Origin of the sequence: Wolbachia endosymbiont of Drosophila aff. chauvacae BK-2020 (genome assembly GCF_032848195.1) — a bacterium.
GTDB classification, from domain to species: domain Bacteria; phylum Pseudomonadota; class Alphaproteobacteria; order Rickettsiales; family Anaplasmataceae; genus Wolbachia; species Wolbachia pipientis.
Genome location: NZ_CP136586.1, coordinates 814,927 through 830,474 on the forward strand (window position 1 = coordinate 814,927; position 15,548 = coordinate 830,474).

General features: G+C 34.7%; 14 protein-coding genes and 3 pseudogenes. 10 read left to right on the forward strand and 7 right to left on the reverse strand.

Features of this window, described 5'->3' with window-relative positions; all coding sequences use genetic code 11:
* Positions 1-108 precede the first annotated feature (108 nt).
* The 5 genes from R0F62_RS04290 (at position 109) to R0F62_RS04310 (ending at position 4,067) form a co-directional block, all read left to right on the forward strand.
* A complete protein-coding gene (locus R0F62_RS04290) occupies positions 109-699 on the forward strand; it encodes an ankyrin repeat domain-containing protein (RefSeq protein WP_010962485.1) in 591 nt (196 codons plus the stop codon).
* 32 nt (positions 700-731) lie between these two features.
* Positions 732-1,160, forward strand: a complete 429-nt coding sequence (locus R0F62_RS04295; protein WP_274979203.1) for a DUF2924 domain-containing protein — start codon at positions 732-734, stop codon at positions 1,158-1,160.
* A gap of 2 nt (positions 1,161-1,162) precedes the next feature.
* Complete coding sequence (locus R0F62_RS04300) at positions 1,163-2,665, forward strand: recombinase family protein (RefSeq protein WP_317051331.1); 1,503 nt, start codon at positions 1,163-1,165, stop codon at positions 2,663-2,665.
* Positions 2,666-2,734: 69 nt separating this feature from the next.
* Positions 2,735-2,878, forward strand: coding sequence for a hypothetical protein (locus R0F62_RS04305; protein WP_010962488.1), 144 nt, complete (start codon positions 2,735-2,737; stop codon positions 2,876-2,878).
* A complete protein-coding gene (locus R0F62_RS04310; RefSeq protein ID WP_010962489.1) occupies positions 2,853-4,067 on the forward strand; it encodes a WD_0033/WD_0034 family tandem repeat-containing protein in 1,215 nt (404 codons plus the stop codon). The genes R0F62_RS04305 and R0F62_RS04310 overlap by 26 nt, the downstream gene beginning before the upstream one ends.
* Before the next feature lie 160 nt (positions 4,068-4,227).
* Here the strand turns inward: R0F62_RS04310 and R0F62_RS04315 are convergent, their stop codons facing one another.
* The 5 genes and pseudogenes from R0F62_RS04315 to R0F62_RS04335 form a co-directional block, all read right to left on the reverse strand.
* Positions 4,228-4,512 (reverse strand): ankyrin repeat domain-containing protein, encoded by a 285-nt coding sequence (locus R0F62_RS04315; RefSeq protein WP_394356548.1) that lies wholly within the window; start codon positions 4,510-4,512, stop codon positions 4,228-4,230.
* Between the two features lie 96 nt (positions 4,513-4,608).
* Positions 4,609-4,818 (reverse strand): annotated as a pseudogene (locus tag R0F62_RS04320) (ankyrin repeat domain-containing protein); the annotation flags it as partial.
* A gap of 185 nt (positions 4,819-5,003) precedes the next feature.
* Positions 5,004-7,118 (reverse strand): ankyrin repeat domain-containing protein, encoded by a 2,115-nt coding sequence (locus tag R0F62_RS04325; protein WP_317051333.1) that lies wholly within the window; start codon positions 7,116-7,118, stop codon positions 5,004-5,006.
* A gap of 192 nt (positions 7,119-7,310) precedes the next feature.
* Positions 7,311-7,457: a hypothetical protein gene (locus tag R0F62_RS04330; RefSeq protein WP_317051334.1), complete on the reverse strand. Its 147-nt coding sequence runs from the start codon at positions 7,455-7,457 to the stop codon at positions 7,311-7,313.
* Between the two features lie 8 nt (positions 7,458-7,465).
* The gene (locus R0F62_RS04335) at positions 7,466-7,906 is read right to left on the reverse strand and encodes a hypothetical protein (protein ID WP_317051335.1); all 441 of its coding nucleotides are present in this window, start codon (positions 7,904-7,906) and stop codon (positions 7,466-7,468) included.
* 78 nt (positions 7,907-7,984) lie between these two features.
* Between R0F62_RS04335 and R0F62_RS04340 the strand changes: the two are divergent.
* Positions 7,985-8,817, forward strand: a pseudogene (locus tag R0F62_RS04340) (IS5 family transposase).
* Positions 8,818-8,822: 5 nt separating this feature from the next.
* On the opposite strand, the gene R0F62_RS04345 reads toward R0F62_RS04340, so the two are convergent.
* Positions 8,823-9,722 (reverse strand): ankyrin repeat domain-containing protein, encoded by a 900-nt coding sequence (locus R0F62_RS04345; RefSeq protein ID WP_317051337.1) that lies wholly within the window; start codon positions 9,720-9,722, stop codon positions 8,823-8,825.
* A gap of 28 nt (positions 9,723-9,750) precedes the next feature.
* Here R0F62_RS04345 and R0F62_RS04350 point away from each other — a divergent pair, with 28 nt between their 5' ends.
* Positions 9,751-9,999: a hypothetical protein gene (locus R0F62_RS04350; protein WP_251371787.1), complete on the forward strand. Its 249-nt coding sequence runs from the start codon at positions 9,751-9,753 to the stop codon at positions 9,997-9,999.
* On the opposite strand, the gene R0F62_RS04355 is transcribed toward R0F62_RS04350, so the two are convergent.
* On the reverse strand, positions 9,988-10,848 hold the full coding sequence (locus tag R0F62_RS04355; RefSeq protein ID WP_317051410.1) for an Rpn family recombination-promoting nuclease/putative transposase: 861 nt from the start codon (positions 10,846-10,848) through the stop codon (positions 9,988-9,990). The genes R0F62_RS04350 and R0F62_RS04355 overlap by 12 nt on opposite strands.
* Before the next feature lie 621 nt (positions 10,849-11,469).
* On the opposite strand from R0F62_RS04355, the pseudogene R0F62_RS06795 reads away from it, so the two are divergent.
* From R0F62_RS06795 to ctaD, 3 genes and pseudogenes are all read left to right on the forward strand, one after another.
* A pseudogene (locus R0F62_RS06795) lies at positions 11,470-12,563 on the forward strand (IS3 family transposase).
* Between the two features lie 654 nt (positions 12,564-13,217).
* A complete protein-coding gene (gene coxB / locus R0F62_RS04375) occupies positions 13,218-13,982 on the forward strand; it encodes a cytochrome c oxidase subunit II (RefSeq protein ID WP_010962498.1) in 765 nt (254 codons plus the stop codon).
* Between the two features lie 15 nt (positions 13,983-13,997).
* Positions 13,998-15,548, forward strand: coding sequence for a cytochrome c oxidase subunit I (gene ctaD / locus R0F62_RS04380; RefSeq protein WP_274979309.1), 1,551 nt, complete (start codon positions 13,998-14,000; stop codon positions 15,546-15,548).

The window sequence follows — 15,548 nt, forward strand, 5'->3', positions numbered from 1 at the left end:
CAAAACAGCCCTAAGTGAAAAAGTAGCTGGTAAACAAACAAAGTTTGCTAAGCGCTAAAGTGAGCCAAATTGGAGCCACTTTATATTGCATTAATAGCTGAGGAACTTATGGTAAAATTTAGTAAGAAAGAAAGAGAAGAATTTAATAAGTCGTGGAAAGAAGTATTAGATAACTCAATAGAAAATATTAACAAAAAAGACACAAAAGGAAGGACGATACTACATTACGCGGTGGGAATGCCAGATCCGAAAAAAGTGAAATTATTAATCAAAAAGGGAGCAGATGTAGATGCAGCAGATGCCGGGAAATATAGACCACTACACCTAGCAGTGATGGGGCAACGTCTAGAAAATACAAAAGAGCTGATAAAGGCAGGAGTCGATGTAAACGCAGTGGAACGAAGTAGCAAATTTGCCGCGTTACACCTTGCGTGCATGGTAGCAGAGATAAAAATAGTAGAAGAGCTAGTAAAAGCGGGAGGGAATGTGGAACAAAAAGATAAATTTGGCAAGACCCCAATGGATTATGTGAGAAATAATAAAGAGATAAAAGAAGTGTTAGAGAACGTAAAAATGGCAAATAAACAGAGGGAATTTATAGAAAGAATAAGAGTTGTATCGGAAAGTACAGCAGCAGGTGTGATAGTAGCAAAAGAAGAGGTGAAAGAGCTAGAAACTATGGATGAAAAAGTGCTATGAGCCGCAACTTTTTTTTAAATTCAGAAGCTAGAATGGAAGGAATAGAAAAGAAAGTATTGAATTTAGAGAAAAAAGCGTTGGAAGAGCTGAGAAAAATATGGAGGAAGGTCTTTGTGGAAGAAGCGCCTAGAAACTCAAAGAAATATTTGATACCAAGATTGGCGTATAGGTTGCAGGAGAAAGCGTATGGAGAAATATCAAGAAAAGGAGCAAAAAGACTAAAATACCTGGCAGATCGGCTAGAACAGGGAAAAAGGATAAGTAGCGATAAACTGCCAGCAGTAGGAACGGAGTTGATATTAGAAAGAGGTAAAGAAACGCATGCAGTGATGGTAACAGATAAGGGTTTAATCTACAGAGAAGAATTTTTTACGTCATTATCAGCGGTAGCCGGAAAAATAATGGGAATGAGCTACAACGGTCCTTTATTATTTGGGATGCGTGATAAAAAGGTAAGTTGAGAATGCTAAAAGAGGTAAGGTGTGCGATATATACGAGAAAATCAAATGGAGACGGGCTAGAGCAGAAGTTTAATAGTCTTGATGCACAGCGAGTAGCATGTAAAAAATATATAAAAAGCCGAGAAGGGTGGGTAGCATTAGCCAAAAGGTATGATGATGGAGGCTATTCAGGAAGTAATTTAAATAGACCAGCGATAAAGGAATTATTTGAAGATGTAAAAGCCGGAGAGGTAGACTGCGTGGTAGTATACACGTTGGACAGGTTATCAAGGGAAACGAAGGATTGCATAGAAGTAACGTCATTTTTTAGAAGGCACCGGATAAGTTTTGTAGCAGTGACGCAAATATTTGATAACAACACACCAATGGGAAAATTTGTACAAACAGTGTTATCAGGAGCGGCACAGCTAGAAAGAGAAATGATAGTAGAGAGAGTAAAAAATAAAATAGCAACATCGAAAGAGGAAGGATTATGGATGGGAGGGAATGTGCCACTAGGGTATGATGTAAAAGAGAAGGAATTAATAATAAATGAAAAAGAAGCAAAAGTAATAAAGCATATATTTGAGAGATATATGGAGCTGAGATCAATGGCAGAATTGGCAAGAGAGTTAAACAGAGAAGGATATCGAACGAAAGCAAAATCAGATATCTTTAAAAAGGCCACAGTGAGGAGAATAATAACAAATCCGATATATATGGGAAAAATACGGCATTATGAGAAGCAGTATAAAGGAAAGCATGAGGCAATAATAGAAGAAGAAAAATGGCAAAAGGCACAGGAATTAATAAAGAATCAGCCATATCGAGGCAAAAAATATGAAGAGGCGCTACTAAAGGGGATGATAAGATGCAGATGCTGCAAAGTAAACATGACGCTGACATACTCAAAAAAAGAAAATAAAAGGTATCGATATTATATATGCAATAACCATTTAAGAGGAAAAGGTTGCAAGTCGATGAACCGAACAGTAGTAGCCGGAGAAGTGGAAAAAGAAGTAATGAAGAGAGCGGAATGCTTATATGAGAATTGGGAAAAAGGGGCAAAAAAAGAAAAATGGGAAAATTTAAGTTTTGGAAAACAGAAAGAAGCAGTGAAGAAATTAATAAAAACAGTGTGGGTAAGAGAAGATGGAATAGAGGTGTGTTCTGAGTCAGAGGAAAAATTTATACCAATGAATTTAAAGAAGAAAGGAAACAAATGCACAGTAGTGGAACCAGAAGGAAAAACAAACAATGCGCTACTGAAAGCAGTGGTAAGAGCCCATCTTTGGAAACGTCAACTAGAGGAAGGAAAATATAGAAGTGTGAAAGAGCTGAGCATTAAAATTAATATAGGTACAAGACGTATACAACAAATTTTAAGATTAAATTATTTAGCACCAAAGATCAAAGAAGACATAGTAAATGGGAGACAACCGAGTAATTTGCGGTTAGTTGATTTAAGGGAAATACCGATGCTATGGAGTGAGCAAATGGAAAAATTTTACAAATTAGCGTCTTAAAAATCACACAATTAATACGTTATTAACGCAACTAACTTATAAAATAAACATTATACGAAGGGAAATACTATGCCAGTAAAGAAAAAAGAGCGTACTGATAAATTATGTGGATTAACAGAAAAAGAGAAAGGTAAGTTTGATACTCTGAAGCAAGAAATAGAAAATCTAGGGAAAAAAAAAGTCCTTTATGTTCTGGAGAAGGACGAAAAATGAGAATAGCATTGCTGAAAAATTTAATGATGATACATTACAGAAAATTTTAACAACAAAAATACCTTATAGTGAAGAAGGGAGGAAAGGAGTATTTACGCTACCGTGTTATGCTATATCTCTTAAGAATAATCAAGCTTTTGAGACGTTTTTACAAGAAGCAGCAAAACGAAAATTTTTAAAAGATCTTCTGAATGACGAATTAAACGGAGAAATTCTGGGTGTTCAAAAAACAACCTACACGGTACTAGCATACTGTATTTCAGAGAAAAATAGCAAAGCTGTTAGGGCAGTTTTAGAAGTTTCTAAAGAAAACGGTATTTTGAAAGAAATCCTCGACCAGAAAATGATAAAAGAAAAAGCAAATAGCCAGAAGATAAGCTATACACTAATTGATTATGCTAATAAACAAAATTGTAAAGAAATTGTAGCAACTCTCAAGGAATTTAAAGAAAGTCTTAATATAGAAGTTAAACCTGTAAGTGGTAATGCTGAAACTAGCTGTGAAGATATCAATAAAGACTGTGAAGATCTTGAAATACATGAACCTATGCTTGCAAGCAGTGAAGAAGCTAAAAATATTTTAACAAAAGATGATATAGATCAGACACAAAGTTCCAGTATTTCTACAACCACTTTTACTGAAGTTGTGAAAAGAGATCAAACGCAATCGTGCTCTCATAGCAAATCTAGAAGTGCTGAGAACGGAAAATCATTAACAGAAATAAAGCATAAAAGAAAATTAATCAAAACTGATACAGAATCAAGAGAGAAGTTGACAGATAATTTAACATGGGAAAGTAAAGCTACAGCTCAATTGCGTGGAGATATTAATAAAGATAGCGAGCTAATATTTGAAACCAGTGAGAAAGCTCAAAATGCTTTAACAGAAGAAGAGCCTGATATCCCATCTCCAACTGAACTATATTTTGATAGTAAAGGAAATTCTGTAGACGAAAAATCATCAAAAAAGGCAATTCAACCAATTGTAGCTGGTGTTGTTGGTGCAGTGTTATTGGCAAGCGGTGTTGCATTGTATATCATGAAAATGCCTGTAATAGCAGCGGTTGTGGGAATAGCTGGATTGGTGTGTCTGAGCTTTGCGTTGTATAATGTGCTAAAGCCCAGCACAAAGCTAGAAAAAGTGGAAAGTGTGGAGCAGCCTATTCAGTCTTCTTTGAATCTAGCATAAAAGGCTATGCTCAAAAAATCATAAACAACAAGATAACTTCTTTAGAAGATTTCTTAAACTATTAACTAAGAATTACCTCCGTTAGTCCTGCTGCTATTTTTAACAATAACTTGACGTGTATAACCTATAGAAACATCCTCCCTTTTTTGCTTATATCAATTCATACAGTCCTTTTTCTTGGTATAGAGAGTTGAGATACCGATACATCTGTCACTTTTGTATTTATACTGCTTAACATATTTACAACTTCCGTACTTCCTCCTTCTCTAGCGAGATCTAAAGGCGTTTCACGTCCATTGTTTTTAGTATGAATGCTAGCTCCTTTGTCAATTAAAAACTTTACAGTTTCCAAATTACCATTAAAGGCAGCATAGTGTAGGAGTGTCCAACCCTCTTTATCAATATCATTAACCTTTCCTCCTCCTTTATTTAGAAGAAGTTCCATAATGCCTTTATATCCATCATCTTTACCATAATGAATTAAATCTATAGGCTTTTGACCATAAGCGTTTTCAGCACGAACATTAGCCCCATTAGCAACCAAAAGTTTTGCTATTTCCAACTCACCACCAAAGGCAGCATAGTGTAGAGGTGTCCAACCGCTGTTATTGGTATCGTTAACGCTTATCCCTTCATTTAAGAAAAACTCTACGATATTTTTGTTCCCTTTCTGAACAGCAATGTGTATAGCTTTTTTACTACTAATTTCTCTAGCATGAATATCAGCCCCATTTCTAATAAGCTCTTTAACCTTATCAAGGTTATTTTGTTCTACAGCATAAAATAGCTTGCTATTTCAATCTTTCTCTGCTGCAGTAAGTTTAGATGTGTGCATAAACCCTCCTAAAAATATTATTATTAAAATAAAAAAAATAAAGTAAAACCTTTTTGAAGCAGTAAAAACCATACCAACGTTTTTGTCTACAAAGCTTAGTACTATCCAATTTGTGCTCCATTTTTTCTTGTATATCGTACTTGATCTGCCCATTTATCATTTTGTAATTTTTCTTCCTGGACAATTCTTGAAGATGGAGCAGGCTTTTCGAAGTACCCACGTTCAATAGCATCATAAACTGAGTGATAACCAAGTGAGCAATTTTTTCCTATTTCTTCTCCACAATCTTTTAATTTTTTCAACATCCCTTGATCTCTTGCTTCTACCCTAATCCTGTTTTCATTTTGCTTATCAGAATACAATCTAACTTCTAATTCTCCAAAAGAGGTACAGAAAATCAATGCTATATTACTATTGGCTGTAAGGTCTGTGTAATGCCTTTTACCATTTTGCGTTATAATTTCCACCTCACTTTCACCAATCTTTACTATATTTCTTTCATATCCTGCATTTTCATGAGTTAACCATAAACTTCTCGCTCCATCGGTGATCTTTGCAATATCTATTTTGCTCTCCTCCGAATATTCTAAGTAAAGAGTAGTATTACCTATTGCTATATCATTCAATTTACTAGTGGTTGCACTTTTCGCAACTTTAATAAACCTATGGGCATCATTAATGTAACCTTCAAAAGCTTTTATCATATTGGCTTTGTGATCTTTGCATTCTAATCCCAGTTCATCAATTACATCAATGCTCTCTGGGCTACCAAACACTGCTCCTTTTGATACCAATTGACATATTATACCACTAGCAACTTTAGGATACTTTTCTAATTCACTAATTCTTTTTATCACATAATCTGTGAAACTATAACCTTCAAAAGGTGAAGGAACGGTGAAACGATAATTAAGTCGCACTCCAGACTTGATAGCTATCTTCACGAATTTTTCCAATTGATTTATGTCTTGAATTTCAGATAAAATATCTAAGGATCTACTTAGCTTTTCCTTCTGAGCTGGTATTATATTACCCCACAAAACCCCAGATTTAGGTAAGCATTTTTTCCTTTCATACGTGAACTCTTTTGCTCCCGCTTCCAAAAGTAATTTCTTTATTTCATCAGCAGCTTGAAAGCCGGAAAAAGCATTTTTTACATGTTCCAGCACTTCTGACTTTCCTGCTATGTCCCGAGTATTTAAAACTACTTTTAGGTCTTTATTATTCTTATGTTCATGTAAAAACTTCTCTAGATCTTCGAGAAACTGAAATAGAGTGAGTGTAACAATATAGCCTAAATTGCCTTCTTTGTAGCGATGTTCATTAAGTATATTATTTAATTCTTTTCGCAACTTTTTTTGATTGTCAGTAAAAAAACACCTTTCAACATGGTAATTATGATTATCAACTGCAGTTTGTTGTGGAGTTTTCCCTTGTCCATCACATATATTGGGGTCAGCATTTCCCCTTAAGAGAGAATATATATTTTTATCATAGCCTATAGCAGAAGCGCGATGCAAAGGTGTTTCTCCTTTATCATTCTGTATATTTGGACTGGCTCCTGCTTCTAAGAGTAAATTTATAGGTCGGTCTTCTTGACGGTAAGATGCACCTATATGAGCTCCCGCAATCGCATGCAATACTGTTGACCCAGATTCTCCTCTTTTGACATTTAGAACGGCTTTTAGATCTGGATTGCCTCTATTATTTTTTAAAAATTCTTCAAGCTCATCGACCTGACCATTATCATAATCAAAAAGAGCACCTTCATCATGCCATTCTAGATACTTTAAAACATTTAGTAACTCTATGTTTAACTTCTTTTGACTTTCTGTGAGATTATGATCTAAAGCGGACCAAACAGATACCTGTTTACTCAGTGAATATTTACTATCCATTAAAGACGGTGGACTATTATAACTTCGAAATGACGATATGGTTGATTGAGTATGCCAAGAATCCCCCTGACTAAACATTTCATCTATGTCACTCTGTGAATGTCCTTGCTTTCGTAAAATTTCTAACCGATCATTAGATGGTGGAATCTGCAACAGATATTCTATAATCAACTCATATTGATCATCAAACGATCCGCCTATTTCTGACTGCCCTTGTCGAGTATTTGATTTCTCTTCTAGCTTTTTTAATAGCTCTTTTTTTTCGCTTATTTCTGCTCCACTAAAAACCTGCTCAGGCCTTGAAATATCTCTAGTCAATATACTCCTCCCATTCTACAAAGATATCATGCACAGCAGATATCACAAATAAAAACTAATGCAAGAATAATTTTTCTAACTTTGATATTTTTTAGAGATCTGTGTTTTCTTTCCTTCTATACCCATTCTAACTTCATAAACTTCACTGACATTGTGAACCTGCTATTTGGTTCTTTTTAGCTATATAACAAGCTACCCTGCAAAATTTTTGTCAGAGTCCCAATTTCCTTGTGTCATTACTGCTCCTTCTAAAAAAACACTTTGATTATGAAAATTTTTCTTTCTTCTTCTCTTGGGTAAGGTCAATTTTTTCCTACCATGAACCCACAGTTTGCTCAATGATCCTATTAGAGAGAAAGAGCCTGATCAATTACTCTTGTTACCCTTGGTTCACTTAATTGACACCCATGCTTAAATGCAATTACTCCTAACTTAGGAACATCATCTCTCTTTTCAACATTTTTTAAATCTACAAAGTTTTTCAGAGTTATTCCTCCATTTCCTAGCTTTTCTTTAAAATCATCCCTGTGAACAACTTTAAAAAAGTTTTCTATACCAGCAAATGTCATTGTTTTTATATCACATTTATAATGTGCTGATAAAGCATCAATTAGCGGCTTATGATTGTGCAGAAAAATTTCTTTTTTCACTTCATTAGCTTTATTAATTAAAATATGAGCGTATTCTGGATATTGCTCTTTTAGGTTATCGTGATTATCAATCTGATTCTGTATGTCTGCATTCCTTTCCCACACACTAATTAGTTCATTAATATCACTTTTTTTCAAAAAGGAATGTAGTTCCTGAGAGGTTGTCCGGAAACAAGTAAAAGGCTATAATATCTGAAATTTTAGTACGGGGTAAAGATGAGAAAAAAGTATCCAACAGATCTAAGCGAAAGGGAATGGGCAAGAATAGAAAAACACTTCAGAGTATCATACAAGAAAGGAGGAAGGCCGCCAAAGTATAGCAAAAGAGAAATATTAGAAGCAATTTTCTATGTATTGCGTACAGGGTGTCAATGGCGGTATTTACCAAATGATTTTCCGCTATGGAAGACTGTGTATGAGCAGTTCAGGCAATGGAAGAAGCAGGGAATTTTTGAGAAAATGAATTATGAAATTACAAAATATAGTAGAAGAAAAATAGGAAGGAATGAGCAGCCGAGTGCCTGTATAGTAGATAGTCAATCTGTAAAGACTACAGAAAAGGGGGGATCAAAGGCTATGATGGAAGTAAAAAAGTAAAGGGTAGAAAAAGGCATATAATTACAGACACTCAGGGTTTTATACTAGGTTGTTACGTAGGCGCTGCTAACGAAAATGATAGAGATGGTATGAAAATAGCATTAAACAATATGAGAACAAAATATACTAAAGTTAAAAAAATGTGGGCTGACATGGGATACCAAGGAAGAAATTTAAAGAATCACATAAAGGAAGAATATGACATAGATATTGAAATTGTTAAAAGGCCTCCATGTAGATTTTGGGTGCACAAAGATACGCCACCTGAGCTACTACCAACAAGAGAACAAGGGTTTAAAGTACAGCCAAGAAGATGGGTTGTAGAAAGGACTTTTGCTTGGGTTAATAGGAATAGAAGGCTATCGAAGGAGTATGATTTACTCACAACATCCACTGAGAATTTCATATACCTAGCTATGAGTAGGGTTATGTTAAAGAGGGAATATGCTTGAATTTACTAGTTTCCGGACAACCTCTGACTTTCTTTTTCAATCTTTTTGACTTCTTTTTTACAGTTTTGAAGATGTTGTGGATAACTACTGTGTAGATCGTGCAAATCACCTATCAATCTATTCTTTTCTTCTAAGTTCTTTTGACTAACATACAGATCAGCAGCTTCTAGTTTTGTTACGTAATTTATTAGAGCTTTCACTGTATCTATATGGCCATTTCGATCAGCAAAACGCAGAGGTGTATCTCCATTACTATTCACTGCATTAACATCTGCCCCTTTTTCTATTAGAAGTTTTACTATCTCTTCATGGCCATAAGCTGTATGTAATGGAGTACCGTCACTATTTCTTGCGTTAACATTAGCACCTCCTTGTATTAGAGCTTTCACTATATCTATATGGCCATCTCGAGCAGCAAAACGCAGAGGTGCATCTCCATACTTATTCACTGCATTAACATCTGCCCCTTTTTCTATTAGAGCATTTACTACCTCTATACCACCTTTGCTAGCAGCCCAATGTAAAGGAGTCCTTCCCTGTCTATCTTTTGCATTAATCTCTGCTTTTTTGTCTATTAGAGTATTTACTACCTTTCCGCTAGCAGCATAATGTAAAGGAGTCCTTCCCTGATTATCTTTTGCATTAATCTCTGCTTTTTTGTCTATTAGAGTATTTACTACATCTGTCCTGCCAATTTGAATACTCAAATGTAAAGGAGTCCTTCCCTGATTATCTTTTGCATTAATCTCTGCTTTTTTGTCTATTAGAGTATTTACTACATCTGTCCTGCCAATTTGAACACTCAAATGTAAAGGAGTCCTTCCCTGTCTATCTTTTGCATTAATCTCTGCTTTTTTGTCTATTAGAGTATTTACTACATCTGTCCTGCCAATTTGAATACTCAAATGTAAAGGAGTCCTTTCCTGATTATCTTTGCCTGGTAGAGAACCCGGAGATCCCGGTAGATTAAGTCCGAAAAAGTTTGATAAGTTTATGGCTGAATTTAATAGAAGAATAGACCCAGTAATAAATCAATTAATGCAACAAATGTTAAGCAGATTAGAAGTGAGTGACGTAAAAGAACAACAAATAAGCTTGGAGCCTAAAAGTTATCTAAATAATACTTCTGTTCAATGTCATTTAACTCAAGCTAGAGGTCAAGGTAAAGTATTAATTCCTTAATTTTTGAATTTCATCTATCGAAAGGCCGGTAATTTGAGCGATAACATCAATAGAGACACCGGCCTTAAGTGAGTTCTTTGCCACTTCGATTTTCTCTGCTTTTCTGCCTTTTTCATGTCCGATTTGGATGCCTTCTTCTTTACCTTCTTCTCTACCTTTTTCAGTAGCATCATCAAGTTTTTGAGCGAGGACAGCCTGTTCATCAAGAATACGTTTTATTTCCTGTTCATAGGCAATAAATTCTTTTTCTGACCAGTTGAATCTATTTAGCTCTTCATAGGCCTTTTTAATTATTACATCACTACCTATTATTTTTTCCAGCTCTTCTTCACTAGTCTCATCTGCATATCGAAAAAAATAAACCCATTTTTCAACTATATTTTCCAACTGATCTTCCTTATTCTTTGGAAATTTTGGCAACTCAATAAATATAAAATAGAAATCTTTTAGATCATGCTCATTAGTGTCTTCATCTCGAATAGTATGCTTTGATTTGTACTCAGATTTATTAGGAAACAGTACACAATCTGCTATAGCAATGAAGATAATTTCCTTAAGGTTATGATACTGGTCACCTTTATCAGCTTGCCTTGAGTAAGCTTTAGCAGCATAGTATTGGGCACGTTTTTCAAAGCCTTTAGTTTTAGCGACCTGCATTTCGCAAATGTATTGAGCACCTGTAGAATCTCTACAGAGAACATCAACAATACTTTGCTTTTTAGCGGCGATATCGGGGTCTTGAATAGTACTTAAAAACTCTATATCCTTTATTTCATTTTTACCAGTAAAGCCAAGAATATCATTGAGGAAGTGAATAAGGATATCTCTATTTTTTTCAGTACCGAAGATACGCTTAAACGATACATCATTTTTGGGATCAAGAAAAAGTCATAAGAAAGAACCTTAAAAAGCATTAATAATTATACATAATTCTGAAGAAATGTTCAAGTTTTTTATTTTTTTAAGTTTTGAATGCGTTGATGAAAAAAATGTCTCCCATAGATGGCTTTAGAATGCTACTATGCACCTTAGACGTTTTTGTACATCTTTTATTAACCCTTCTATAAAGCGCCTTAAAAGGCCGGCAAATGGATGCTATGAGTTTGGAGCTGTAGGAGACATCAAAGATACCCTTTTTGGTGTATAAAAATACGAATCTACGACAACATCGTTTAAAGAAATTAGCAGCTATTAATATCTTCTACCTTTTCATAAAAAAATAAACAAAAAAAAATTGAAAATTTGATTTGACTTCACCCAAAAGCTATGGCTTTATGCCAATACTGCTAAGAAAATAACAGTAAACATTTAAAAATAATTTATTATTAGTGAAGGGTCTATTATATGAACAATAAGAATAAAAGTAAAGATCGTAAAAAAGAAATAGAGTTCCGAATTGACCTTACCCAGAAAAAGTGGAGAGAAAGAAAGGAGTTTTTTCGGGTAAAATAAAATTTTGGAGGATTAGAAATGGCAAGAGAATATACAGCAGAATTCAAATTGGAAGCTGTTAAGCTGGCAAATGAACAAAGAAAGGTAGGTCAACCAGTTGCAAAAGTAGCAAGAGATCTAGAAATAAGGGAGAGTGTATTAGGAAAATGGATGAAGAAATATAACGAAAAAAAGTCAGCGGCAAATGCATTTCCAGATGTAGCACCTTATGACAAAGAGAGATTTGATTTACAGAAAGAGTTAGCAAAAGTAACAAGAGAAAGAGACATTTTAAAAAAAGCCCTGGCCAGTCAAAAAGAGTAAAATATTTTTTTATATAGTAACTGCTATAAAGTACAGGAATTATGTAGGATTTTCTGCTAGTGGCTACTATAAGTGGACCACAAGAAAAATAAGCAGTAGAGAATCAGCAAATAAAGAGTTATTAGCAGATATTCAAAAAATATATCAAGCTTCTAAATGTAGATATGGAGCTCCTAAAATTCATGCTGAATTGAAGGCTTTGGGTAAAAGTTGCAATTTGAAAACGGTGCAAAGTATTATGCAGAAAAATGACATCAGGGCTATACTGAAAAGAAAGTTTAAAATTAAAAAACAACAAACAGATAATAGAGCTGTAGCTCCCAATATACTAGATCAAAACTTTATTGTTGATCAACCAAATAAAGTATGGGATTACTTATATAAAAACCAAAGAAGGATGGCTATATTTGGCAACAATAATCGATCTATATTCACGCATGGTAGTTAATGAGCAGTTCAATAAATAAACAATTGGTTATGGACTCTTTATTAATGGCCGTTAACAAGCGTAAACCTGCCAAAAATCTACTATTACATAGTGATCAAGGTTCACAATATACTTTGCAAGGTTATCAATATCTCTTATCCATAAAAAACATAGATGAGTCATAAAGGTTGTTGTTACGACAATTCTGTTGTGGAAAGCTTCTTTAGCTCATTGAAAAGAGAAATACTTATTGATACTTCACAACACTCTGCTCAACAAACTAGAACTGCAATATTTGAATACATAGAAATTTTTTATAACAAACAACGTCACTATTAACTATTGCATTCCTGAGCATTTTGATTCATCATTCTCTTTGTGAAAAACATTCCAAACTTTCTCTCCACTTTTTCTGGATAAGGTCAAAAAAAACGCCGATATTTTAGTACATAGTAAATAGCCAACCACCACGGGGTTTCTTTTGCCTTTTTTTTTATTTGGTAAATTTCTTAATGTTTATGGCTAAACGACAATCGTCATCCCGCTACGTGTTAGCGGGATCTATGCTTTGAGATACTGCGAATGAATCGCGGTATGATGGTAAAGTAAGGGATCTATGCTAAGAGATGCCAAAGACCTTCATGAAACTTTTCCCATTTCGCTTCTCTAAAGATTTCGTTGTATATTGAAATAAAGAAACTTGTAAGACTTTGATCTTACAGATTATAAACTTGTCATAAAGTTTAATAGTGTCTGTTACTGCTTTTAGGTGTGAGGCTAGAGGGTTATTAGCAGTAACAGACACTATTAAACTTATTATAGAATTTACTTAAAGTAAATACTTAATTTAAAATATTATAATATTTTTACTTACAATAGATTTATGTAAATGCTTTTTTCCTTAATTAGTATTGTACTATTATACTTGTTGAATGCTAAAAAATGATTAACCATCACTAATCTCTATTTGCATAGTAAGTTTATATATACTATTATACAGTATATCACTTAGTTTTATAGTAAACAAACAAAAGATATGGTGAAGTTATTTGCACTATTGATAATATTTTACTCAAATATATCTGTTGCCTCTGCTCCTACTTCCTGGCAATTTGGATTTCCTGCTCCTGCAACTGAAGTAATGGAGGCTGTAGTTAGGTCACATTCGTTTGTGATGCTTGTGATGGTTACAATAATGCTTTTTGTGTGGGCGCTGCTTGCTTATATAGCGTTTCGCTTTCGTAAAAGCAAAGTAACAAACATAAGTAAAACTACCCATAGTGTTCCTTTAGAAATTATTTGGTTTGTTATACCAACTATCATTGTTGGAATATTAGCCTTTGAAAACGCTAAATTACTGAAGCTACAGGAAGAAATACCGAAAGCTGATATAACACTGAAAGTTATTGGCCATCAATGGTATTGGAGTTACCAATATCCAGAATATCAAGGTGTGTCATTTGATAGTTATATTAAGGGAAAAGAAGACTTTATCGAAGGAGATTTAAAGCTATTCTCTGTTGATAACAACATCATTTTACCCGTTAATACTAACGTTCGTTTACAAGTTACAGCAGGAGATGTGATACACAGTTGGGGAGTACCGGCTTTCGGTGTAAAAATTGATGCGATACCAGGTAGGCTGAATGAGGCGTGGTTTAATATCAAAAAGCCTGGTGTTTATTATGGGCAGTGCTACGAATTGTGTGGTCAAGGCCATGGATTTATGCCAATTGTTGTTGAAGCAGTAAGCAAAGAAGATTTTAATAAGTGGATTGAAAATAGAAAATTAGTGAGTTAAATTTGGAGTATAGATATGAGTGACGTACCAAAGGGCATAAAGCGTTGGTTGTTTTCCACCAATCATAAAGATATAGGGACACTGTACATTATTTTTTCCATATTAGCTGGAATTATTGGTGGATTATTATCGGTGATTATTCGCACTCAGCTAATGCACATTAATATACTTAACAATAACTATCAATTATATAACGTAATGGTTACAGGGCATGCGTTGATAATGGTGTTTTTTATGATAATGCCAGCCCTCATGGGAGGATTTGGTAACTGGTTTGTACCTCTCATGATTGGCGCACCAGATATGGCATTTCCTCGTATGAATAATTTAAGTTTTTGGTTATTAGTGTCATCTTTTATTTTGCTCATTCTCTCAGTGTTTATTGGTGAAGGTCCAGGTACAGGTTGGACTTTATATCCACCTCTATCACAGGTAATGTCCCATCCAAGTGCAGGAGTTGACATTGCTATACTTGCACTTCATGTTGCTGGTATGTCGTCAATTGTTGGGGCGATCAACTTTATAGTTACTATATTTAACATGCGCACAAAAGGAATGTCATTAACTAAGATGCCACTGTTTGTTTGGTCTGTCTTGCTAACAGCATTTATGTTGATTGTTGCCTTACCAGTGCTTGCCGGTGCTATAACTATGCTTCTTACTGATCGCAATATTGGTACTTCCTTTTTTGATCCTGCCGGTGGCGGCGATCCTGTGTTATTTCAACATCTATTTTGGTTTTTTGGTCATCCAGAAGTTTACGTAATTATTTTTCCTGCATTTGGCATCATAAGTCAGGTTGTATCAACTTTTTCTCACAGACCTGTATTTGGTTACATAGGGATGGTTTATGCAATGATAGGTATAGCAGTATTTGGCTTTATGGTTTGGGCTCACCATATGTTCACTGTTGGGCTTAGTGCTGACGCTGCTGCATTTTTTAGCACTACCACAATTTTTATCGGTGTTATAACTGGTGTAAAAGTCTTTAGCTGGATTGCAACTATGTGGGGTGGAGCAATTGAGTTTAAGACCCCTATGCTATTTGCACTAGGTTTTATTTTCATGTTTGTTGGCGGTGGCATAACGGGAATAATTCTTTCTCATGGTGGAATAGATAAGCTCCTGCACGACACCTATTATGTTGTTGCTCACTTCCATTATGTCATGTCACTTGCTGCATTATTTGGAGCTTTTGCTGGCTTTTATTATTGGATTGGTAAAATGTCGGGTAAACAATATAATGAGCGCTTAGGTCAAATCCACTTTTGGCTTACTTTTATTAGCACCAATATCACTTTTTTACCTCAACATTTCTTAGGATTAGCTGGTATGCCAAGGCGTATACCTGATTATCCTGATGCGTTTATCCCTTGGAATTATATATCCTCAATTGGTTCGTATATGTCCTTTGTTTCAGTTATGTTTTTTGTGTTTATAGTTATACATCTTTTTAAATGGGGCAAGAAAGCTGGAGATAATCCTTGGGAAGGTGACACCTTGGAATGGATGGTATCTTCACCACCGCCTTTTCATACTTTCGAAAAGCCACCAGTGGTAAAATAG

Excerpts from the sequence above, each read along its gene's own strand:
- R0F62_RS04300 (WP_317051331.1), top strand. The coding sequence starts at position 1,163 with ATGCTAAAAGAGGTAAGGTGTGCGATATATACGAGAAAATCAAATGGA.
- R0F62_RS04305 (WP_010962488.1), top strand. The coding sequence starts at position 2,735 with ATGCCAGTAAAGAAAAAAGAGCGTACTGATAAATTATGTGGATTAACA.
- R0F62_RS04310 (WP_010962489.1), top strand. The coding sequence starts at position 2,853 with ATGTTCTGGAGAAGGACGAAAAATGAGAATAGCATTGCTGAAAAATTT.
- ctaD (WP_274979309.1), top strand. The coding sequence starts at position 13,998 with ATGAGTGACGTACCAAAGGGCATAAAGCGTTGGTTGTTTTCCACCAAT.
- R0F62_RS04290 (WP_010962485.1), top strand. The coding sequence starts at position 109 with ATGGTAAAATTTAGTAAGAAAGAAAGAGAAGAATTTAATAAGTCGTGG.
- R0F62_RS04315 (WP_394356548.1), bottom strand. The coding sequence starts at position 4,512 with ATGGAACTTCTTCTAAATAAAGGAGGAGGAAAGGTTAATGATATTGAT.
- coxB (WP_010962498.1), top strand. The coding sequence starts at position 13,218 with ATGGTGAAGTTATTTGCACTATTGATAATATTTTACTCAAATATATCT.
- R0F62_RS04295 (WP_274979203.1), top strand. The coding sequence starts at position 732 with ATGGAAGGAATAGAAAAGAAAGTATTGAATTTAGAGAAAAAAGCGTTG.